The sequence below is a fragment of the Nostoc sp. genome, assembly GCF_036917575.1.
In the GTDB taxonomy this organism is placed as follows: Bacteria; Cyanobacteriota; Cyanobacteriia; order Cyanobacteriales; family Nostocaceae; genus Nostoc.
On the sequence record NZ_JBALDC010000039.1, the window covers coordinates 130,430 to 153,257 of the forward strand.

The 22,828-nt window shown below is 41.6% G+C and carries 18 protein-coding genes and 1 pseudogene; 9 read left to right on the forward strand and 10 right to left on the reverse strand.

Going from position 1 to position 22,828, the window contains the following annotated elements; translation table 11 throughout:
- Positions 1 to 555 precede the first annotated feature (555 nt).
- Positions 556 to 2,853 (forward strand): IMS domain-containing protein, encoded by a 2,298-nt coding sequence (locus V7K79_RS09285; protein WP_335046843.1) that lies wholly within the window; start codon positions 556 to 558, stop codon positions 2,851 to 2,853.
- Between the two features lie 90 nt (positions 2,854 to 2,943).
- Here V7K79_RS09285 and V7K79_RS09290 read toward each other — a convergent pair.
- The 6 genes and pseudogenes from V7K79_RS09290 to V7K79_RS09315 all read right to left on the reverse strand — a co-directional run.
- A pseudogene (locus V7K79_RS09290) lies at positions 2,944 to 3,147 on the reverse strand (type II toxin-antitoxin system RelE family toxin); the annotation flags it as partial.
- Positions 3,148 to 3,649: 502 nt separating this feature from the next.
- Positions 3,650 to 3,976: a hypothetical protein gene (locus V7K79_RS09295; protein WP_335046845.1), complete on the reverse strand. Its 327-nt coding sequence runs from the start codon at positions 3,974 to 3,976 to the stop codon at positions 3,650 to 3,652.
- 239 nt (positions 3,977 to 4,215) lie between these two features.
- Complete coding sequence (locus V7K79_RS09300; RefSeq protein ID WP_335046846.1) at positions 4,216 to 5,175, reverse strand: orange carotenoid-binding protein; 960 nt, start codon at positions 5,173 to 5,175, stop codon at positions 4,216 to 4,218.
- A 238-nt stretch (positions 5,176 to 5,413) separates the two neighbouring features.
- Positions 5,414 to 6,052 (reverse strand): dihydroxyacetone kinase subunit DhaL, encoded by a 639-nt coding sequence (dhaL, locus tag V7K79_RS09305; RefSeq protein WP_335046848.1) that lies wholly within the window; start codon positions 6,050 to 6,052, stop codon positions 5,414 to 5,416.
- A gap of 30 nt (positions 6,053 to 6,082) precedes the next feature.
- The gene (gene dhaK / locus V7K79_RS09310; RefSeq protein WP_335046850.1) at positions 6,083 to 7,159 is read right to left on the reverse strand and encodes a dihydroxyacetone kinase subunit DhaK; all 1,077 of its coding nucleotides are present in this window, start codon (positions 7,157 to 7,159) and stop codon (positions 6,083 to 6,085) included.
- Between the two features lie 184 nt (positions 7,160 to 7,343).
- Entirely contained in the window at positions 7,344 to 8,219 is an 876-nt protein-coding gene (locus V7K79_RS09315; protein ID WP_335046852.1) for an MBL fold metallo-hydrolase, read from the reverse strand.
- A 390-nt stretch (positions 8,220 to 8,609) separates the two neighbouring features.
- Between V7K79_RS09315 and V7K79_RS09320 the strand changes: the two genes are divergently transcribed.
- Positions 8,610 to 8,819 carry a 2-oxoisovalerate dehydrogenase E1 subunit beta gene (locus tag V7K79_RS09320; RefSeq protein ID WP_069071816.1) on the forward strand — a complete coding sequence of 70 codons (210 nt, stop codon included), beginning with the start codon at positions 8,610 to 8,612 and terminating at the stop codon, positions 8,817 to 8,819.
- On the forward strand, positions 8,816 to 9,058 hold the full coding sequence (locus V7K79_RS09325) for a type II toxin-antitoxin system HicA family toxin (RefSeq protein WP_335046854.1): 243 nt from the start codon (positions 8,816 to 8,818) through the stop codon (positions 9,056 to 9,058). Before V7K79_RS09320 ends, V7K79_RS09325 begins: the two co-directional genes overlap by 4 nt.
- 216 nt (positions 9,059 to 9,274) lie before the next feature.
- Here the strand turns inward: V7K79_RS09325 and V7K79_RS09330 are convergent, their stop codons facing one another.
- Positions 9,275 to 10,228, reverse strand: coding sequence for a heme o synthase (locus V7K79_RS09330; protein ID WP_335046856.1), 954 nt, complete (start codon positions 10,226 to 10,228; stop codon positions 9,275 to 9,277).
- A gap of 189 nt (positions 10,229 to 10,417) precedes the next feature.
- Positions 10,418 to 11,353: a COX15/CtaA family protein gene (locus V7K79_RS09335; RefSeq protein WP_335046859.1), complete on the reverse strand. Its 936-nt coding sequence runs from the start codon at positions 11,351 to 11,353 to the stop codon at positions 10,418 to 10,420.
- A 410-nt stretch (positions 11,354 to 11,763) separates the two neighbouring features.
- Here V7K79_RS09335 and V7K79_RS09340 point away from each other — a divergent pair, with 410 nt between their 5' ends.
- From V7K79_RS09340 to V7K79_RS09365, 6 genes are all read left to right on the forward strand, one after another.
- Entirely contained in the window at positions 11,764 to 12,846 is a 1,083-nt protein-coding gene (locus V7K79_RS09340) for a cytochrome c oxidase subunit II (protein WP_335046861.1), read from the forward strand.
- A gap of 243 nt (positions 12,847 to 13,089) precedes the next feature.
- Positions 13,090 to 14,826: a cytochrome c oxidase subunit I gene (ctaD, locus tag V7K79_RS09345; protein ID WP_335046863.1), complete on the forward strand. Its 1,737-nt coding sequence runs from the start codon at positions 13,090 to 13,092 to the stop codon at positions 14,824 to 14,826.
- Between the two features lie 153 nt (positions 14,827 to 14,979).
- Positions 14,980 to 15,606, forward strand: coding sequence for a cytochrome c oxidase subunit 3 (locus tag V7K79_RS09350; protein WP_335047051.1), 627 nt, complete (start codon positions 14,980 to 14,982; stop codon positions 15,604 to 15,606).
- A gap of 1,398 nt (positions 15,607 to 17,004) precedes the next feature.
- On the forward strand, positions 17,005 to 18,249 hold the full coding sequence (locus V7K79_RS09355; RefSeq protein WP_335046864.1) for a serine/threonine-protein kinase: 1,245 nt from the start codon (positions 17,005 to 17,007) through the stop codon (positions 18,247 to 18,249).
- A gap of 161 nt (positions 18,250 to 18,410) precedes the next feature.
- Positions 18,411 to 19,508, forward strand: coding sequence for a PstS family phosphate ABC transporter substrate-binding protein (locus V7K79_RS09360; protein WP_335046865.1), 1,098 nt, complete (start codon positions 18,411 to 18,413; stop codon positions 19,506 to 19,508).
- A 467-nt stretch (positions 19,509 to 19,975) separates the two neighbouring features.
- Entirely contained in the window at positions 19,976 to 20,755 is a 780-nt protein-coding gene (locus V7K79_RS09365) for a photosystem II S4 domain protein (protein WP_335046867.1), read from the forward strand.
- A gap of 105 nt (positions 20,756 to 20,860) precedes the next feature.
- Here V7K79_RS09365 and V7K79_RS09370 read toward each other — a convergent pair whose 3' ends face one another.
- Both V7K79_RS09370 and V7K79_RS09375 read right to left on the reverse strand, forming a co-directional pair.
- On the reverse strand, positions 20,861 to 21,637 hold the full coding sequence (locus V7K79_RS09370) for an SDR family NAD(P)-dependent oxidoreductase (RefSeq protein ID WP_335046870.1): 777 nt from the start codon (positions 21,635 to 21,637) through the stop codon (positions 20,861 to 20,863).
- Between the two features lie 418 nt (positions 21,638 to 22,055).
- Entirely contained in the window at positions 22,056 to 22,613 is a 558-nt protein-coding gene (locus V7K79_RS09375; protein ID WP_335046872.1) for a hypothetical protein, read from the reverse strand.
- Positions 22,614 to 22,828: the final 215 nt, after the last annotated feature.

Consider the following 22,828-nt stretch of genomic DNA (forward strand, 5'->3'; position numbering starts at 1 on the left):
TTACTTATTGCTCAGAACTCAGCACTCCTAAATATTCCCTTTCACAGACTAGCAATCAAGATAGACTGCTTTCTGCATATCCATTAACAATTTCAAAAAAAGCAGGCAAAAATTTATAATACCCAAATAGGTAATTGTAATGAAGAGTAAATTATGATATGATCTTTTTCTCGTGTTATCAGGGGAAATCCTCAATAGTGGTATTTTTGTTACTAGCTAGTGGGAAAGTCCCAAAAAAATCAATCATCAATAGATTCTTCCAGCTACAACAATTATGCCGTGATTAAAAGTGGTAGTTGTGGTTTGTGGTATCGAAGGCTGATAATAGTTGTGTTAAACAAAAATACTAAAAATTAAAACAAACAATTGAGGCTTTCTAGGTGAAAGCAAAAAATTAGTACTAAAATGTGACTCAAAATTTCGGGAAAGTACAAAACAAGTTGTTGCAATATACACTTGTAGAGTAAATTCTATACGGCATTTTTATGGCACAGTTTTACAGGCCTGGAACGCTCTAGGTGAATTATGTTGATCGCGGTGCAGGGGAAGTAGGCTGTGCGAATTCCGCTAGATTACTACCGAATTTTAGGACTACCGTTAGCGGCAAGTGATGAACAATTGCGGCAGGCATACAGCGATCGCATTGTACAATTGCCACGACGTGAGTATTCTCAGGCAGCAATTTCTTCTCGTAAACAACTCATAGAAGAAGCTTACGTGGTTTTATCAGATCCAAAACAACGCAGTACCTACGATCAGCTTTATCTTACCCACGCCTATGACCCTGATAACCTTGCTGCTGACGCAGTAGCACTGGAAAATCGTCCAGAAAGCACCAAAAGGGGTAGTGACACCCAGAGTCTGGGGATCGAAATTACCCAAGACGAATTAGTTGGCGCTTTATTAATTTTGCAAGAGTTGGGGGAATACGAACTTGTACTAAAACTAGGTCGTCCGTACCTGGTAAATAAAAATGGTGCTACAAGTGCAAGAAAGGGCAATAATTTAGCAGACGAAGAAATACATGAAAATGCTGAACATCCAGATGTTATTCTCACTGTCGCCCTTGCTTGCCTAGAATTAGGTCGGGAACAGTGGCAGCAAGGTCACTATGAAAATGCCGCCATATCTTTAGAAACTGGTCAAGAACTACTGGTACGCGAGGGGTTCTTCGCCAGTGTGCAAGCGGAAATTCAAGCGGATCTTTACAAATTGCGACCATATCGAATTTTGGAGTTGCTGGCACTACCTCAAGAAAAGACTGCCGAACGAAGCCAAGGTTTGGAATTATTGCAAAACCTCTTAGAAGATCGGGGCGGCATTGATGGCACAAACAATGATGACTCTGGTTTAAACATAGATGATTTTTTGCGATTTATCCAGCAGTTACGTAACCACTTAACAGTCGCAGAGCAGCACAAGTTATTTGAAGCCCAAAGCAAACGTCCTTCTGCTGTTGCTACTTATTTAGCTGTTTATGCCTTGATAGCACGAGGATTTGCTCAACGTCAACCTGCTTTAATTCGTCAAGCGAGGCAAATGCTCATACGTCTGGGCAAGCGCCAAGATGTACATTTAGAACAGTCGCTATGTGCTTTACTTTTGGGACAAACTGAAGAAGCAACTCGGGTTTTAGAACTTAGTCAGGAGTACGAAGCTTTAGCTTTTATTCGAGAAAAGTCTCAAGACTCTCCAGATTTGTTACCAGGGCTGTGTCTATATGCAGAACAGTGGTTGCAACACGAAGTATTTCCCCATTTTCGAGATTTAGCAAACCAGCAAGCTTTTCTAAAAGATTACTTTGCTAACCAACAGGTACAAGCTTATTTAGAAGCACTGCCAACTGATGCAGAAACAACTAATGAGTGGGCTGTAATTAACCCCCAAAAATTTTCCCAGCCAAAGACAAATAATTCCCCTTTCCCTAACAATTCAAATAGGACTCCAGGGCAGTTTAACCACAGCAGAATACCAACACCTGATCTAGATTTGCCAGACACGCCCGAATATTCAAACTTCTCACCACATATATGGAATTCATCTGAAAGTGTAAAATCAGAGGTTCCTGCTGCTGAACGGACGAGCAGAGGCACTAATCAGCATTTGAACGGTTCAGCTAAAAGTGCGACATCTGCTCATCACCAAAAGCGTCGGCAAAGAAAATCTACTCCATCTGCTATCCGGGAGCGTGTACCGAATAATCGTCCCCATTCTCGTCGTCCTCGGCGGCGGCGAACTTTTGCTAACACCATCGAAGGGAAAACACGGTTAGTATGGAGAGTGTTTATTTCTTTGGTGAGTCTATTAGTTTTCTGGGTGTTAGTTACAACAGCTTTTGGATGGTTAAAAAATCTGTTTTTTCCTACACGATCTGTACTTAATTCACAGTTGTTTGTACAAATAAATCAACCACCAATATCTATTCCCGATCCAAATAGTAAACCACAAGGACTAGATGGCCCTTTAACAGATACAGCAGCAGAAGAAATCATTCGCACTTGGCTATCTACTAAAGCCGAAGCTTTAGGGGCGAATCATGAGATTAATAACTTAGAGCAGATTTTAACTGGTTCAGCTTTGTCTCAATGGCGGGAGATTGCTCAACAGGCTAGGTCTGACAACCGCTATCGCAAATACGACCATAGCGTAAAGGTAGAATCTGTAGAGAAAATTGATTTATTTGCAGATCGTGCCGCAGTCGTAGCTACAGTGAAGGAAGCGACGCAGTTATATGAAAATGATCAGTATAAAAACTCTTCTAACGAGAATTTGCGAGTTCGGTACGATTTGATTCGGGAACGAGGGAAATGGCGTATTCAGAGTACATCTGTTGTGAATCAGATAATTAGATAAGTTGGAGTTTTTTGGTGATGTCTACGACAAGGTAAGGATGATTCCGCCAATTACTAAATTAATAGCCATTGGAGAGTTAAAGACCCTCACTCACGTTACATCCTTATAAACCTTGCTACGATGTCCAATTTTTACAACCGTTACCAATAGAACATCATCAAAAATCTCGTATAAGATGCGGTAATCGCCTACTCTAATTCTATAAGTATTTTCTTTACCTTTTAGCTTTTTTACACCGTTTGGTCGGGGTGATGTGGCTAGCTCATCAATTTTCACTTGTATGGGTTCTTGAACTTAAAGCGAGAATTTTTTTAATTATCCCTCTTCTGTCACTCTCCGAAAACATTTGCCATTTCTGAGTTCTAGAGCTTTTGTATAGCAAATGTAGGCTAGCAAGCACCGCAGGCATCGTGCGATTATTTTCTAATAACAAATACAAGACCAATTTTTTTCTAATAGTATAGCTTGTATTCATTGCCTCATTAGGCTTAAGCGCGATAGCCCTCTGGGAAAGTGACAGAAGAGGGCTATAAGACTCTAAAAATTCCTTTAGTTTGGGATGTACCTGAACTTCTCTGGTATCCTGTCCTTCCTTGGTTGTTATAGGCTCTGATAATCAGCTTGGGTCTAATGCCCCTGGAGCCGATGATATCTCCACGCTGCAAAGTGCAGCTCTCGTTAATTCTGGCAGCAGCATATAGGCAGATGCCAAATAAAGTGCGATCGCGCTCAAGAGCAGGTTAATCTGGGGCTGAATGCTTTACTGTCAGTACCATTTGCTAATGACTATAACAGTCTACATCCGTGACAGAACAGCAACCTTGGATTGCTTATCTTTATCCAGCCCTTGGAGTTCATTCAGATGTAGCCAGCCTTCTTTAACTAATCCAGCAAAGACAAACAGCAGAACCGAGTATTGGTAGTCATACTTACCCTCAACTTCATGCCTTTTAGCACTCAAAAAATCGTGTAACTGCCAGAGTTCACTCAAGTCCACAAGCGTACTTGCCTGCTTTTGAACTTGTTTAAGTAAAGCCTCAATTTCTCGTTCGTAGGCCTTATCAAAGGCAGTTCGAGCTATCTTCTTCTCAATGTCCGTCCATTCAGCTTCACTTGCTTGCATGATTCAACCTGAAATTTCTGCGATAGTTATTTGCTTAGGATTGTTCCGTTTGCCCAGATTAATTGAGCGCTATAGGTTAAGAAAGCGCTCAGTATGAGCATCGGCGAACTTGTCTGTTGCGTCTGTTTAGTAGTTCACCAACCCCAAAATAACGCCTGTATGTAAGTCGGGTAAAGGGGAAAGGAAATAAACCTTTCCCCCTTTACTAATAAATCGCTTTCGTTAACGAAAGCGATTTATTAGCGAACTAGGTTCAAAAGTTCTTTGGGAGAAGCTAATAAGTCAATGGCTACGAAAAAGATATTACCTTGCGGGTTGAGCAAGAATCGCCAAGCCATGTTCATGCCTACTGCTGCACCAAACCAAGGGGTTTGAACCTTGCCTGTCACTTTTACCTGAGTATAGCCATCGTCTGTAGGTTCAGCGACACCGCGTTCTGGAAGCAAACTCAGGTTCTGGCATTCTTCCCGGAAGAATCGCAAGATCGCATCTTTGCCCACGATCGGTCTTTGGAAGGGAGGCTGCAAAGCACCGTCTGCCACGAACAGTTTGATCAGCTCATCAAAGTCATTTGCATTCAATAGGTTCATGTAACTCAACACGGTTGGGTTGTCGATATCTTGAATGGTGACTTGAGTGCGCTCTTGCATTTGTTTGGGCGCGACCACAGGTTCAGAAATTCTGGTGTAGCCGCCTAGTTTACTTGCATCAAACCCCATGTCCACAACGGAGTTCCGCAACACGGTAATCTGTTGTCCTTGATCCAAGCTTTTGAGAGTTGACAATACAGCATTAGCGTTAGCTGATAGCTTATAGCCAGGCGGAATTGGCGCGACAATTCCTTGCTCCATCCATTCTCCAAGCTGATTCCAGAAACCTAACTTAATATTAGGCGACCAAGTAGCATAGGTACGGCAAATAGTTGTATCTGCATGGTTTGCCAGATCGCACATCACCTGAGTTTGCTCAGGAAATGTCATTTGCTTAATTTGCTTCAGGGTTCCTTCTGCAAACTGCATACTGGCTGCGCCAGGAGCCGCAACCGTCACGGTCTTACCCATCTCCAAGAAAGCGAACCATGTCCATGCAAGTTGATCTTCGGCGCTAAGTTGGTTGAATCGAGCAGTTAGAGCTGGCACGGCATCAGCCGACAGTGTATTGGGGAAAATGCCACGAGCGGATTCGATAGTAATTGCCATATAGAGGATTACCTCACTAAGTTTTCAACTGACACAACGTGGAGCAAGACACACAGCTTACAGTTCTGCTCCTCAACAAAAATATCACAAATCTTTACAAATGTTAAAATATGTTTACATGAACTAGTGCAACTTACTTCCGTTGTCAGCTGTTATACCGCGTCGGTAATCTCGCCAGTTATAGTTGATTCTTTAATTCGCTGAGAATAACGAGCTTTGCGTTCTAGTACAGCCAGCGTTATTTCCCAGAACTTTCCAACACCCCTAACAAATTCTTCAACATCAAATAAGCAGAAGTCCCTCCTGGATCTTGATGCCCAACACTCCGTTCTCCGAGGTAGCTAGCTCGTCCCTTTCTCGCCTGCATCGGTATAGTTTCTTGCAACCCCCTTTGGGCTGCTGCTACAGCCTGTTGCATAGCTTCCACTGTCCCCTTACTTTCTTCTAAAGCCTTCCCAAAAGCAGCTACAGCCGGAGACAGTACATCCAGCATCGTTTTGTCTCCTAGTTGCGCTTTGCCACGTTGCAGTACGCCGTCTAAGCCTGCTTGGAGTATTCCCAAAACATCTTGGTCTGTTAATTCTTGCTTACCAACTACTGCTGTACTTGCTCGTAAAAACCAAGTGCCATAAAGAGGGCCACTCGCACCGCCAATAGAAGAAATTAAAGTCATACTTACAGCTTTGAGAATGCTGCTGATGTCCTTGTCTATAAGAGTTGGTAACTGAGCGCTTACCTTTTTAAAGCCGCGCTCCATATTGATCCCGTGGTCGGCATCTCCGATCGCAGCATCTAATTCTGTCAAATATGCTTTATTCTCTTCTATCTCGGTTGCATAAGCCTGCAACCATTGTAATATCTGCGCTTGAGTCAACATAATTCGTAATTCGTAATTCGTAATTCGTAATTATGAAATTCCCCAGCACCAACTCGGCGTTTTTACTGGTGCATCCCATAGCCGGATCATCTCATCATCTAATTTCAGCAAGGTAATGGAACAACCTTGCATTTCTAAAGATGTGATGTAAGGGCCTATCAAGTTTCGCACAATTTGCAATCCTTGCTGTTCGCAGATTTGGGCGAGTTTACGGTACACAATATACAGCTCAGAAATTGGAGTTCCACCCATACTATTGACAAAAGCTAATAAGCGATCGCCTTTGGCAAATGGTAGACTTGTTAGCTCTACATCTACCCATTCTCCTTTGTCTTCATCCCACTCTCGTAGTGTGCGGCTGTATGCTGCATCTTCAATGAGCGATCGCGTTAAAATTTCGGTAATTTCATCTACTGATTTAATATCTGTACGTTGTGTTCCTGGCTCACCGTGAATACCGATACCTAATTCTATTTGGCGATCGCTTAATTCAAACGTTGGTGTTCCATTAGCTGGGACTGTACAAGATGTTAGAGCAATTCCCATACTCCGCCCATTTAGATTTACTCGGCGACATAAATTTGCTATTTGTGGCAAATCATACCTTGCCTCAGCCGCGGCGCCACAAATTTTTTCCGCCAGTATTGTTGTTCCCACACCCCGCCGTCCTTGGGTATAGAGACTATCCTTGACTGCTACATCGTCATCAATCAAAATATTTAGCGATCGAATGCCTTCACTACGTGCTAACTCGGTTGCCATTTCAAAGTTCATCACATCGCCACTGTAATTCTTGACGATATAAAGGATACCTGAGCCTCCATCTACAAGCTTTGCTGCTTCTAGCATTTGGTCAGGAGTCGGTGAAGTGAAAACCTCACCGGGACAGGCTGCATCCAGCATTCCTTTGCCGACGAAGCCAGCGTGCATTGGTTCATGTCCACTGCCACCACCAGAAATAATTGCTACTTTACCCGGAATAGGTGCATTGGCTCGATAGACAAAGGCGGGATCGTAGTTCAGTTTAATTAAATCGGAATGAGCCGCCGCCATACCTTCTAGACTTTCTTGCACAAAGTCTTCCGGCTTGTTGATCAGCTTTTTCATAATCCGTGTTTGGTTAAAAGGGTGCTAAAACCCAGGTTATACCAATTCATAATTCAAAATTCAAAATTAAGAATTTAGACAGGATAAGGTTTTGGAGATGTGTATCTGTCGCATTCTTTTTTCAAATTGGTATTAAGAGGTTGGGTTTTTCTAGATGACGTGAAAAGTCAGTTATTTTTTGATGTCAATTCCAAGATTCCATCAACTCAATACACTTGTGCATCTGCTGCTGCATGGTTTCCTGATCGGCATGAAACCTTCGTCCATGACCTGGTAGCACCCACTCAAAAGAGTAATTAGCCAAGTTACGCATTGATTTAGTCTGTTCTGACCAAGAATACCAGCAGAAATCGTGGAATGCAGTTAGTTGGTGCAAGCTTTCTGACCAAGCGAGATGGTCGCCAGTGAACAGAAACTTATTTTTGTAGAGTAAAACAGTTTGTCCTTTGGTGTGACCAGGAACTGGGATAATTAATAAATCTGGAGTCAAAGTAAATGGTTCAGAACCAGTTAGCTGTATTTCTACATTGCGAGTACCCGCAGTAATATCATCAATGTGGAGGATGCGATCGCACTGAAAATGCTCGGCAAATTTTTGATGATCTGCCACATCATCCTTATGAGTCAGGTACATATAACGAATTGGTCCCAGTTCCTCTAAACGCTTGACTAAAGGCGGCGTAAACCGGGGAGAATCCACTAAAATATTACCTTCTGGAAGTTGAATCAAATAGCTAGCAGCACCATAAGATTTTTCGGAATGATAGCCACAATGGTAAACATTTTCCGCTACTAATATTGGAAACTTTTCTTGAGCAACTTTGATATCTTTTGGTTTCTCAACTGTGCCAATAGAACTAGTAGGACAAGCTAAAAGTGCTTCTAGCGCGGCTAATCTTTCTGTATTATTTATAGGTTGATGATAAACAGCCGATTGGTCATCAACATCATAAAATACTTCAGGAGCCATCCAGCGACAGGTATCACAATCAATACAAGTAGTATCTACATAAAAATCGCCATTGGCATTTTGAGGACGACGCTGATTTAAATGAGCCATATTAATCCTTTTGCTCCCAAGTGCTTTCTGGGGAGCGATAAACCTTATATCACTACGTTAGCAAAAGTAACTTGAGACTGTAGACGCCGCTATAAGTAAATCTGTTCAAAAATATCGAGACTCGTGAAACCCAGTAAGCAGAAATTGGTAAAACTTAACATAGACAAAACAATCAGATTTATCGGTTGATTTCTTTTCTATGAGTCAAAGCAATATTCTGTACTACTATTTGATTTGACGCTCCCCAGAGAAAGCATTTACCACTTTCTGGGGTAGAGAAAAAAAGTTGATTTTTAGTTCTTCTGGCGCTTAGGGAATTTTTTCTCTCTTCTCAGGTCTTTGTCAGGTTTTATAGATTGTAAAATTTAGTAGTTATGGTAAAGATTAGCTATGACTGAAATTGTATTTCTCGTTGAAGATGATCCAGATGGTGGTTATACAGCTAGAGCTTTAACCGAGTCAATTTTTACTCAGGCTGACGATATAGAAACATTAAGGGAAATGCTGCGTGATGCGGTTCACTGCCATTTTCCTAATGAACAAAACCGTCCTAAAATCATTCGGTTACACATAGTTCGTGATGAGGTAATCGCTTCTTGAAGCTTCCACGAGATTTATCTGGTTTAGAATTAATTAACGCTCTTGCTCGTCTAGGATACGAGGTCAGTCATCAAAAGGGTAGCCACATTCGGTTAACTACTCAACAGAATGGCGAACATCATATCACGGTTCCCGCCCATGACCCGATTAAAATTGGTACTCTTAACGCCATATTAAAAGATGTTGCTGCTCATGCTGATTTAACTTGTGACGAATTACTTGTGTTGCTTTTTCCATAGCTATTAAAAATGAACAAATAGATGTGTGATTTGAACAAGAATTCTGTTCGATAAATGTTTAATAAATTTACTTATGGCCGAAAACTTTACTTGCGTAGGCGTAGCCCGTCGTGTACATCGCAAATACGCCAAACTCTAATTATTATGTATACTTTTTAATTTCTAAAAATGCGATCGCGCCCTTTTACTAAACGCGATCGCTAAGTTTTGCATCCCCTAAGCAATCAAATGCAACTGCTCGATCGCTGCATTAATTAGATTATGGGTGACAGGAAGGCTATCCACTACCATCCCCAGACACAACAGCATCATGTATGAGATGGAATAGAGAAACAAATCTCTAGCTACAGTGCGATCCTCTGGATGTTGCAACAACCGCCAAGATTTGTAGATAAACAATCCTCCCAGACTTAGGGCGATCGCAGCATAAAGAATTCCACTTGTGCCCAAAGGATAAACCAATAACACGGTTGCAAACACTGTCACCAGCGTATAATACCAAATTTGCTTTACGGTTACGGTATCACCTTCAATCACAGGTAGCATTGGTATCCCCACCTTTGCGTAATCGTCCCGAATCATCAGAGCTAAAGCCCAGAAATGGGGTGGTGTCCACAAAAAGACGATGGCAAAAATTAACCATGCTGACCAGCTTAAAGTGCCCGTGACAGCAGCCCAACCCACTAACGCCGGAATTGCCCCAGCCGCACCACCAACAACGATATTCTGAGTGGTGTGGCGTTTTAGCCAGTGGGTATAAACCAAAATATAGAAGACGATGCCAGAGAAGGCTAGCAGCGCGGCTAACAAATTGGCAAATACTGCCAAAAGTGTAAAAGAAATTGTCGCTAGTGCGATCGCAAAAATTAGAGCATCACGCGGCTGTACCTTACCGGAAGGCATCGGACGATGGCGCGTCCGCTCCATGTCATAATCAATATCCCGGTCATAAACACAGTTAATTGTCTGGGCGCTTGCAGCAGCCATTGTGCCACCAGTGAGAGTTACTAGCAGCAGCAATGGGTCTACTTCTCCCTTAGCAGCAATCCACATACTTCCAGCCGTGGTAATCAAAAGCAACGGAATAATCCGAGGCTTCGTTAGCTGGTAATAACTTTGAACTACCTGGAAAAATGTTTCGTGGTGGCGAGAGACATTAGTCTCAATCATTTTGGCTCTGGTTCCTTATTTTTCAACAACTTATATGCAGCCCCCGCTCAAGCTGTCTATTTCAGGCAAATGAAAACACAGATTTTCTGCACCTGCGTGGGTCGCATCATCAGTGCTGAGTGCTGAGTGCTGAGTTGGGAGTTAGAAATTCTTCCTCTGCTTCCTCATTTCCCTGATCTCCCCCAGTCTCTACTCAGCACTCAGCACTTGTGAATGAGTACTCACTGAGTCACGCAGTGCGAGAACTGTGAAAGCCACCAAAGTACCTAACAAAGTAGCTCCTATAGCTTGATGAGAGACGGTGAGAGGCTCGACTTGGAGGTGTAATTTGAAAGTGGCGACTCCCAACAAGATTTGTAAAATTAATAACGCACCAGCCATATTTGCCAGTCGCCGCAAGGCTGGATGTAATGCTGGTGTCCGCCAACAGATAAATACTATTGCCAAGGTTGCCACTGTTGGCGGTACCAAACCAGCAATATGGCTATACATTACAGTACAAAGTTGAGAACCGCCGAGGCATTGATGTAGCGCCCAGCGAGAGCCTACCAAAGCACCTAGCAAACTTTGCAGGTAAACTAGAACAGCAGCAGTTAAACCGACCCAAGGCAACTTACCAACAGTTCCATTCCCTTGATAGGGTGTGAGTGCTGTGCCGATAATCAGGAGAGTAGTAAAAAACAACAGCGCCGTTCCTAAATGGGCGGTAACGATATCAAACCGCAACAGTTCGGTAACGGTGAGTCCCCCTAAGATGCCTTGGAAGACGATCAGAAATAGGGCGAATGTAGATGCCCAAGGCAGCCAAGAGGGTAAAAAACGACGACGCCACCAGGACAAACCGAAAAGTGCGATCGCGCTTAAACCAATTAAAGCCGCATCCAATCTGTGAAACCACTCCAAAAACACTTGGAGATTCATTTGCTTGGCTGGCACAAGTTCGCCATAGCATAAGGGCCAGTCTGGGCAAGCAAGCCCAGCATTCATCACCCGGGTGGCGCTGCCTATTGCCATCAAAATTAAGGTGGCTATGCATATTTTCCACACCAAGCGACGAATCATTTCCTTGGGCTTTTGCTGCTCAATTGCCGCTTCATTTTGTTGTTGTAGGACAAATTCGCTCATGAAGGATACCTTCTGCCCGCTCTTGGTGGATCTGTTAAAATTTTCAATTTTCTTTTAGTGTCCCATCTCCACCCTAGCGTATAGGCTATGGGTTTATAGATTAGCACTCACTTATACTTTTACTTTGAATCACTCCAGCAAGGTTTTGCCTGAAGCTTTAGGTATTTTTCAAGATGTCAAAAATTGATTAATCACGATTAATTTCTGCATTCTAAATTTTTCCTTAAATTTTTTTACTGATTTGCATCTATTTTTGGCGTTGTATGATAGTAAATTCATACTCAAAATTGGTGAAATAGCCAAAAAAATTAATAAAAATTTCAGACCTTTGTCCCCTATGTCTGACAGCCTAGACTACCTTAGTAAGTGAGCAGCTTTAAGATAACGTAGTAAATTCAATTAAGTAAGCCGTGAATATTCCAAGTTCAATCTGGACATTACTCATTGGCATCGTGCTAACGCTCGCCAGCTTTTGGTACGGTCAAAATCACGGTCTGTTGCCAGCAGCAGCCACGGATGAAGCCGTCTTGGTGGATGGTTTGTTCAACGCGATGATGATCGTTTCTACAGGTATATTCCTGCTCGTTGAAGGTATTTTAATTTACTCTGCATTTAAATATCGTCAGCGTGCAGGTGACAATGAAGACGGTCCACCAGTTGAGGGCAATGTACCTTTAGAAATTCTCTGGACGGCGATACCAGCAATTATCGTTATCGGTATTTCTGTTTACAGCTTTGATGTCTACAACGAAATCGGTGGCTTTGATCCCCATGCTATCCATGAAGCACCGATGAATCAGGAGTCGATGGCAATGCCTGGAAGTGCTATGGCAGCAACTTTAAACGATACTCCTCCCAGCACCGAACCGAACCTCAATCAAGAAAAATCTGATGAGGCAATGCAAGACCCAGCTACGGCAGAAGTTCGTAATGCTGACCAAATTCCCCAACTACGGAATGCTCCTGGTGTTGGTAGTGTTGCTCCAACAATTGGCGGAACTCCTGATAAAGCAGGTAAACCAGCAGGATTACAGGTCAACGTCACTGGTCTACAATATGCCTGGATTTTCACCTATCCTGAAACTGGTATAACTACAAGTGAAATGCACGTACCCATCGGGCGAGAAGTGGAAATCAATATGACAGCCAACGATGTCATCCACGCCTTTTGGGTGCCAGAGTTCCGCCTGAAACAAGATGCGATCCCTGGTAGGCAAAGCGAGATTCGCTTCACACCTAAAAAAGCAGGCGATTATGCCTTGATCTGCGCTGAACTTTGTGGCCCTTACCACGGTGCGATGAGAGCAACAGTAGTCGTTGAGACACAAGAAGCCTTTGAAAAATGGCAGCAAGAGCAGCTAGTTGCCAGCAAAGAAACGCTAAATCAAGCCGTTGCTGTTAACCCTGCTGATCTATCCCCAAATGAATTTCTCGCTCCTTACACCAAGGACATGGGAATTGAGCCAGAAATCCTCCATCAAGTTCACAAATAGTCATTGGTCATTAGTACTCATACAAAGGACAAGTGACAAAGCGCAAAGTCTGAGCGGAGGTTTCCTCCGATTAGAACTTTGTAAGAGAGGACAAATGACAAAGCGCAAAGTCTGAGCGGAGGTTTCCTCCATTGGCGTAGCCCGCCGCAGGCATCAGACGGCAGTTCCTTTAAGCGGGGGAACCCCGCCAACAGACTGCCTCAACTTTGTAAGAGAGGACAAATGATAAAGGACAAATGACAAATGACCCAAGCTCAAGTGCAAGAAACTGCCAACGCCCCTGCTCTTGTTGAGGAGCCAGGGATCAGAAAATGGCAAGACTATTTTAGTTTCAACACTGACCATAAGGTGATTGGGATTCAATACCTAGTCACGACCTTTGTTTTCTACTGTATCGGTGGCGTGATGGCTGACTTGGTTCGTACAGAACTGCGAACGCCAGAAGTAGATTTTGTTACCCCAGAAGTCTACAACAGCTTATTTACGCTGCACGCCACGATTATGATTTTCTTGTGGATCGTGCCAGCTGGTGCGGGTTTTGCTAACTTCCTCATTCCTTTGATGATTGGGGCAAAGGATATGGCATTTCCGCGCTTGAATGCTGTTGCTTTTTGGATGATTCCCCCTGCGGGTTTATTGTTGATCGCTAGTTTAGTGGTTGGCGATGCACCGGATGCAGGTTGGACTTCCTACCCTCCTCTAAGCTTGGTGACAGGTCAAGTGGGTGAGGGAATTTGGATTATGAGCGTTCTCCTACTAGGTACGTCATCGATTCTAGGAGCAATCAATTTTCTGGTAACATTGCTCAGGATGCGTATCCCCGGTATGGGAGTTCATCAAATGCCCTTGTTCTGCTGGGCGATGTTTGCTACCTCGGCACTGACTTTAGTATCTACACCAGTGCTAGCAGCTGGTCTAATTCTGCTGGCTTTTGACTTATTGGCAGGAACGACATTTTTTAACCCAACTGGGGGTGGCGACCCTGTTGTGTATCAGCACATGTTCTGGTTTTACTCCCACCCTGCGGTTTACATCATGATTTTGCCCTTCTTTGGGGCGATTTCAGAAATTATCCCAGTGCATTCCCGTAAGCCGATTTTTGGCTATAAAGCGATCGCCTATTCGTCTCTTGCGATTAGCTTTTTGGGGCTAATTGTTTGGGCGCACCACATGTTTACCAGTGGTATCCCCGGCTGGCTGCGGATGTTCTTTATGATCACCACCATGATCATTGCCGTACCTACGGGAATTAAAATTTTCAGTTGGTTAGCAACCATGTGGGGTGGGAAAATCCGGCTTAACAGTGCCATGTTATTTGCAATGGGCTTTGTTGGCACTTTTGTGATTGGCGGGATCAGTGGCGTGATGTTGGCAGCAGTGCCCTTCGATATTCATGTTCACGACACCTATTTTGTGGTAGCCCACTTGCACTATGTCCTGTTTGGTGGTAGCGTTCTCGGCATTTATGCAGCGATTTACCACTGGTTCCCGAAAATGACCGGACGGATGCTGAACGAATTTTGGGGTAAGGTTCACTTTGCTTTAACAATAGTGGGTCTAAACATGACCTTCTTACCCATGCACAAGTTGGGATTAATGGGCATGAACCGCCGTGTTGCTCAATATGACCCCAAATTTACCTTTATCAACGAAATCTGCACTTATGGCGCTTACATACTGGCAGTTTCAACATTCCCCTTCATCATCAATGCCATTTGGAGTTGGTTATACGGTGAGAAAGCTAGTAATAATCCCTGGAGGGCACTTACCTTAGAGTGGATGACAACCTCACCGCCTGCGATCGAGAATTTTGATGAACTCCCAGTATTAGCTACGGGGCCCTATGACTACGGTTTGGAAAAGGCTAATGAAGGTGTACCCTTATCTGATCCCAATCCAGTCTTGTCTGGCGGCCCGAACTCTGTGTTAAGAGCAGAACCCGACCCAACAGTTGCTGCCAATCCCGAAGACCGGAAATAAACTGGGGACAAGGGACTGGGGACTGGTTAATTAATTCTTTTCCCAATGTCCCATGCTCCATGTCCAATCCCCCATGACGCCAGTTCGCACAAGTCGGGAGACCCGCCCATGCGACTGGCTCCCCAATGCCCAATTCCTCACTTATCAAAATTTATGCAAAGTCAAACTATTGACCCAGCTAAAACCGAATTAAATCATCACCACGCAGCACAAGCGTCCGTCGGTCATCACGAAGAACATCCAGACCATCGTATATTTGGGCTAATCGTCTTCTTGGTTGCTGAAGGGATGATTTTTATGGGGTTGTTCGGAGCCTATTTGGCTTTCCGTGCTACCTTACCTGCATGGCCGCCAGCAGGTACCCCAGAGTTAGAACTATTGCTACCTGGAGTCAACACCATCAATCTAATTTCTAGTAGTTTTGTCATGCACAATGCCGATACTGCGATCAAAAAGAACGATGTGCGGGGTGCCCAGATTTGGTTAGCAATTACTGCTGCAATGGGTGCTATTTTCCTGGTGGGTCAAGTATATGAATATACCCATTTAGAATTTGGTTTAACTACCAATTTATTTGCTAGTGCATTTTACGTTTTGACTGGTTTCCACGGATTGCACGTTACTATTGGCGTTTTGGCAATTGTTGCTGTGTTATGGCGATCGCGCGTTTCCGGTCACTACAGTAACGAAAAGCACTTTGGTATTGAAGCAGCCGAAATCTACTGGCACTTCGTTGACGTGATTTGGATTATTTTGTTCGGATTACTGTATCTACTGTGAGTATTAATTAATTAGTTGTTTAATCCACGCGGACAACTTAATCAGCCCCCTTAGCGGGGGCTTTTTTAATTAACAGAATAAAAATATCAGTAAAAAAGATCAGTAAAAAGATTGTGTAAAGGTAGCACTGCTACCTCTTTACTAAGGTGATGGATAACGCATATTTATCGTTTGCCGAAACAAGTTAAATAAAAACATATATAAAAACAAGCTTAGACTATTCCCACTATTACTTTTGCTAGATGCAAATGAGTAATTGTAAGTGATATGTATGCAATTGAAGTAAAAGGTAGGAAAAGTCTGAAAAGTAGGATGTTTTAGAGAAAGTATTGAATAAGCAGTTAATATACTGTAAATTGATATCTGAAGGACTAAATAAACCAATAAATAAAGAAAGTTCGCAAATTTATGCGGATTTAATTTCAGGAAATGCAGTCCTAATATTTCTTCTACTCATAAAAGTGGAAACTTAAAGTTATTCGAGAGATTGCAAGCATTATAATTCCCTATTTTGCTTTCTCATTTGAGTAGCTTTTACCAATTCAAAAAATGTTTACTACAGATAACCCAACCTGCACTATCGTTTTGTTAAGGGTAGGGTAGGGATGGATTCTTTTTTAACAATTGGTATCAGATATTAATTTTGGTATTTCAGAGAAGCGAATACGCATTACAGATTTGCCAGAATTATAAATAGATCGAGATTGTGAAATGTGTGAGTGATTGAAAAGTTACACCTAATTTACCTCAAAAACCATAACTCGGTATTTACCTCAAAAACTTATCCAATCTTTTGTAAGAATTCATGAGTCAGAATACATTTGTCTGAATAGTTAAAGAATCAGAGTCAGATTTGGTAAATGAATATCTTATTAATACTAAACTCCTTAGAAATTCTGACTTCTGACTCCTGGGTGCTGAATTCTTACAATCTTTTTTAGTTTTATCGTCGAATTCCCATTGATCTGATGACTTGATCGCGGTTAATAATGCCTGAAATCTGGTAAATAAAATTGGGGTGAACACTATCAGGGTATTTGTGCCTTAAAATTTTACTGTTCAAGGTTTTGTCAGTAATCAGACTTAACAGTTATAAACAAGTAAATATCCTGATTACTAAATATTATTTTCTGCCCACAGTCTAAATACTGTAGACTAGTGTTAAATTTACTTAAGTGATAAAATTACAAGAGTATTTCATGAATTAATTTTGTATTAAGATACCAATAAAGGTATTAAATCAAGCAATCAAGCAACTAAGCATCTAACTTATCCAAAGCATAGGTCGCCCGAAGGCTAACTGCCGCAAATACCAGCAAATCTACCACCAGCAAGCAGTTATTCATAACCTTACCCAAGCTCTGAATGGTCAGTAAATTAAGAAGTAGTATACGCCACATGAGCCAGAACCCTCTAGTCAGAAAAACACTCCGAAGTCGCTTTGAAACTGTCAAAGTGATGGGAAACGGAGAATCTGATAATACTTACTTATTAGGGGGTGCTATACGTAACAGAAATCGATACTCTTTCATTAGAAAAACACTTCGGAATCGCTTTGAGATTATCAAACACTTAGGAAGTGGAGGTTCTGGTGATACCTACTTGGCCATCGACTTGGACTTACCAGGACAACCCCATTGTGTGGTCAAACATTTCCATCCGAAAGATACCAGCCCTACTGTTCTACCCATTGCTAAAAAGCTATTTGATCGGGAAGCGGAAGTTTTATACCAGCTAGGCAACGATCACGATCAAATTCCGAGACTGTTTGCCCATTTTAATGAAGATGGGGATTTTTATTTAGTCCAGGAATTTATTGACGGTGATCCGTTGACTCAAGAAATTGTCCCAGGTCAGTGTCTGAAGGAAAATACAGTTTTAAATTTATTAAAAGACATCCTAGAAGTACTGGCTTTCGTCCACCAACACGATATTGTTCACCGAGATATTAAGCCTCAAAACTTAATGCGACGGTCGTGCGATCAGAAGATTGTGCTAATTGATTTTGGAAGTATCAAGAAAATTGGTGCTTTCGGAGCAGGCTTAACAATTGCTGTTGGAACTCCTGGCTATATGCCAAGCGAACAGGCTAAAGGAAAACCAAAACTTTGCAGCGATATTTATGCTGTAGGGATGATTGGCATTCAAGCTTTAACAGGTTTAATACCTGAGCAACTACCAGAAGATCCTAGTACTGGAGAAGTTATCTGGCGCGACAAGGCACGGGTAAGTGATAGTTTGGCAAATATTTTAGATACAATGGTTCGCGATCGCTACAGCCAGCGTTATCAATCTGCCACAGAAGCTTTGCAAGCCTTTAATGATGTAATGTTGTCAGAGTCTTCACAATCTGCTGACATCAACCATAAGGCTGATAATACCTTTTTGCTAACTTATAGAAACTTTATTTTGCTGCTGGGCATCGGTCTTGGTGCAACCACTAGTTTGATAGTAATAGTTTTAATTTACACCTTTATTAATACAGGGTCATCGCTTCAAAATCAACCTACTCCACTAAAAAGTTTTCTAGAAAGATTTGTGGAGTTACCGTTAATTAATAAAAATACTCTCCTAGCTAAATCAACATCGCAAAGAAGAATCTGTCAAAGTAATTGCACCGTTGCAGAAGCTACCAAAGAGTAGATTCATCTCAAAGAAAAAATTAATTATCTAGCAACAATCATAAAACTGCTTATTAACTAGCCATCAGAGATTTACTTTAAATTTAAATATTTCAAGATTACTGTAGAATAAATACCTAGATATTCCTGTAAGATAAATACAACGAAACAATATTTAAAAATATGGACAATACAAATCAAAGAAAAGCTTTAATTAATGGCGAAATCGCCCTCTTTCTCAGAGGTTTGATTATTGGTAAAGTTTTGACAATTATAGTTATTGGCGGATTACTTTGGTGGTTTTTGAAGCCAGGTAGATTGTTGTCTGGCAACAGTATTAACTCTTCTTCTGCTCAAAGTCTCAAGAGCGTCTCTAATAATGTCTCTAATAATAATGAATCAACTTTTCAGACAGTTGCTGATGTTCCCACTGCCTCATTCAATTATGGAGGTAGTACAGCTTGGGCATCTATCCGGCGACTGGTAGATTCTCAGATCCAGAGCGATCGCCCGGAACTACAATTACGCTACGTAAACCCTGTTAATGGTAGCCCTGGTTCTAGCTCTGGCATTCGGATGTTGCTTGATGGGAAAATAGACTTTGCTCAGTCCTCCCGTCCTCTTACGAATGAAGAAAAAGCTATGGCAAAAGAGCGAGGCTTCACCCTTGAGGAACGTCAGGTGGGTAAAGATGGGATAGCAGTGGTAGTCAACCCATCACTGAATGTGCCTGGTTTAACTGTTGACCAATTGCAGCAAATTTATTTGGGGAAAATTACTAATTGGAATCAAGTCGGTGGGCCAAATCTACCCATTACAGCTTTCTCCCAACGGCCAGAGGACGCAGATACAGTAATATTCTCTAGTAACAGCGACTTAAAGGAGCAAGCACTTGGCTCGAATGTGCAGTATGTCTACTCTGCTACAGATGCAGTGCGCCAACTCAGTAAAACCCCTGGTGGTGTGTATTACGCTTCTGCCCGTTCGGTAGTTTTTCAATGTAGCGTGAAGGCTTTGCCATTGGGTCAGACTTCTGGTCAGCTAATTACCCCCTATCGTGAACCGATGGTGTCGCCTGAACAGTGTCCGCGTCAGCGCAACCAGCTAAATACTCAGGCGATCAAAAATGGTAGCTATCCGATGATTGCTAATTTGTCTGTGATTATTAAGCAGAATAAAGGTCGCGAACAGCAGATTGGAAATGCTTATGCCAATCTTTTATCAACTGATCAGGGGCAAAAAGCAATTGAGCAAGCTGGTTTCGTTGGAGTTACCCAGTAGATTTGAAGGACAATTAAGCTTTTTCGTGCAGATCCCCAACTTCTTTAATAAGTTGGGGATCTTCCTTTTCATGAATGATTAAGTAAATCTAAATTAATAATGCTGTTAAGCAGTACGGCGATCGCATCGGTGATGAAGCGCGAAATGTAGGTGATGGCGTTCAAACTGCAACGCAAAAGCTTAGGCAACTGTACGGCGAGAACCAGCAGTACTTAATTTTAGTCAATCCGGGGGCTGTTCAAGCAATTTCGACGGATTACTACCCGATATGAGAAACTTGCTGTAACTTATACAGCTATGATTACGATTGCCTCCATTATTTTGTGGCTATAGTTTGAAAACACGCCCTAGTGCTTCTGATGTTTTACAGCCTTAACTTGTTACTAATGGCTGAAATGAGAATTAAAGCTAGAATCAAGATAGTTATAGCAGCTTAATTCTCAATTCATAACTCATAATTTTTAAGAATGTTGCCACGAGAAGAACTTTTAAAAGGTGTTGAAAATCGAGATAGTGTAGTTCGTGCAATCGATCAAGCAGAGCAAGCAATCAAAACTTGGGAAGTGGTTTTGACAGATTTTCTATCTCCCCCAGAATTGGCAGAAATTCAACGGGTATTTAACAGATTAACAGAAGTGCAATTGGTGGCGTGGGGTGGATATCCGCAAGCTGAACGCCAAAGAATAGCGATCGCTCGTTCAGAACTTCCGTTAGATCCATCTCAAGTCAGCCTTGTAGCTGTGGAAATTGCAGGTAATTTCCTGTTTGATACCGCCTCTCACCGCGACTTTTTAGGCGCAATGTTAGGTACGGGAATTGTTCGTGAAAAAACAGGAGATGTAATTGTCTTAGGAGAACGAGGGGCGCAAGCGATTGTTACACCAGAGTTGGTAGAATTTTTGTCAATGAGCCTCAAACAGGTGCGATCGGTTCCTGTGAAAACTCAGCAGATTGAGCTAACTGAATTAAAGGTTCGGGAACCCAAGAAAAAAGAATTAACTACTGTGGAGGCTTCTTTAAGATTAGATGCGATCGCATCTGCTGGTTTTGGTATGTCCCGTAGCAAAATGGTTGATTTCATTGATGCTGGTGATGTCCGCGTCAATTGGAAGGAAGTTATTCAAGCTAGTTCTCAAGTCAAATCAGGTGACTTAATCGCCATTCGCTCAAAAGGGCGTTTAGAAGTTGGGGAAATCGCCGTTACAAAAAAAGAGCGTTACCGAGTTCAATTAACAAGGTATATATAACAAGGTAAAGAGTGAGGAGTTTTAAATACACCAGTTTATTTAACTTCAAACCTTAAACTCAAACTCCTAACTTGTAGAGACGCGATTAATTGCGTCTCTACATAATTAGACTTTAAAGTGTTTTGCTAACATATTCAGTAGAAGTTTGCGCGGTACAAGTCGAGATAATTTACTTCTAATTTGAGTACCACTATCAGAGCTAATAATAGTTGGATAGCCTTTTTCTAAAGCCTCTAAAGATTCCAAAACCACTTTTTGGGATGAATACACCTTATCTGTACTACTTGCCAGCGCTGGAGGAAAATTAGCTTCTGCAAAAAAGTTTGTTTCTATTGGCCCTGGACAAGTGACTAAAATACGTACACCATACTGATGATTTTCTGCCCATAACGCTTCACTAAAGCTAAGAATAAAAGCTTTACTGGCAGCATAAACAGAAAGGTATGGTATTGGTTGAAATGCGGTAATAGAGGATACGTTAATAATACTTCCAGAACGACGTTGCCGCATCAATGGTAAAAATTTATGAGTTAAATCTACCAATGCCAAAATGTTTAATTGTACAATTTTAACTTGTTTTTCTCCATCCTCTTCTGCAAAGTCGCCATAGTAACCAAAACCAGCATTGTTGATTAATAAGTCAATATTCAACTCTTTTGCTTTCGTGGTTTCAAATACACTAATAGCTGCATTAGGTTCTGTGAGGTCTTTTACTATAACGTCTACTTGAATGTTGTGTTGTTCTTGTAGTTGTTTAGCTAATTGGCTTAGTTTCTCTTCAGAACGAGCAACAAGTACAAGATTTGTCTTGCGTGCAGCTAGTTCTTGAGCAAAGGCTTTACCAATACCACTAGAGGCACCAGTAATTAAAGCAGTTGGCATTCTACATATTTAGATAGTTTTTAAGCGTTTATAAATCTTAGCTATGCTGACTATAAATTTTAACTATCCAAAGTGATATATCCAAAAGGGTAAAAGCAGTACTTAGTACTATGAAATCTGAATGAAGGCTTACTCCAATCATAACTTATTCTTACCTAAAATGTGAGTAGAACACAACACTATTAACTGTACCAGTAAGAGAAATTTCTGTATTACATATATATAAGTATTTTTATTAAACTCTTGCAAAAGTGCCAAATTTCCCTGCGATATATTGCTAGATATCACAACTTCTTTTCCTAATTATGGGTGAGTAGTTTAGTATCAAATATTTTGATTCATGGAAGAAGTTTATTAAGTCCGATGCCACAAGTGATGATTTTTCTTATGGCGATTCAAATTCATTTTGAATTGCTAATTACCATTTTTCAGACCAATAAATAATTTCTGAGTTGGAGCTATTAATAGCAACACCGTAGCTATCTCCATGATTCCACTTAAAGCCAGGTCTACCTTTGTCATCTGTATTTAATACTAATATTTCATAAGTAGCTGGAAAAGATTCTGTAGGAGAGTCACTAGTGTAGAAGAAAGTTGTTGGCACACCGTTAGGTTGATTTATGTGGTCGTTTGTGTTACCACCTTTATATTTGTGCTTGGCACTATTTTTATATTGTGAAAGTAATTTTTCTATCTTCTTTGGTGGCTCTTTTAACCTAATTTGAAAAAAACTACTTCCTTGCAAAACTTGAGGAGAGTATGCAATACGAACGTCTTTAGCATCAGGGGGAATCTCATTAGGAAAATGTTTTACTTGGTCATTATCAGCCCATAGTTGATTACGAATTTCTTTATAACGTGATGTATCAGTTATAATTTTAGGCTCATTAGTACTGCTAAAAGTTGTTCTCAGAAAAAAGCTTCCCCCGACAATACTAAGACTGGCAAGGGCTAATAGAAATTGCGATCGCTTCATCAAGTTGGGTGTGTCTAACTTTCATAGTCATATACCCAACTAATAAACTAAATTCGTACTATTACGGATATCGAATTAGAAATATTAACAGAAACTTTGTGTATTCAGAGAAAAACTGGGATAATTGTAAAATTAATGTGAAGTTAGTCAATGATTACCTAGTCAAATACCGTAGGCGATTCTTCTTGAGGTCAGTACTATCGTTGTAGCTAACA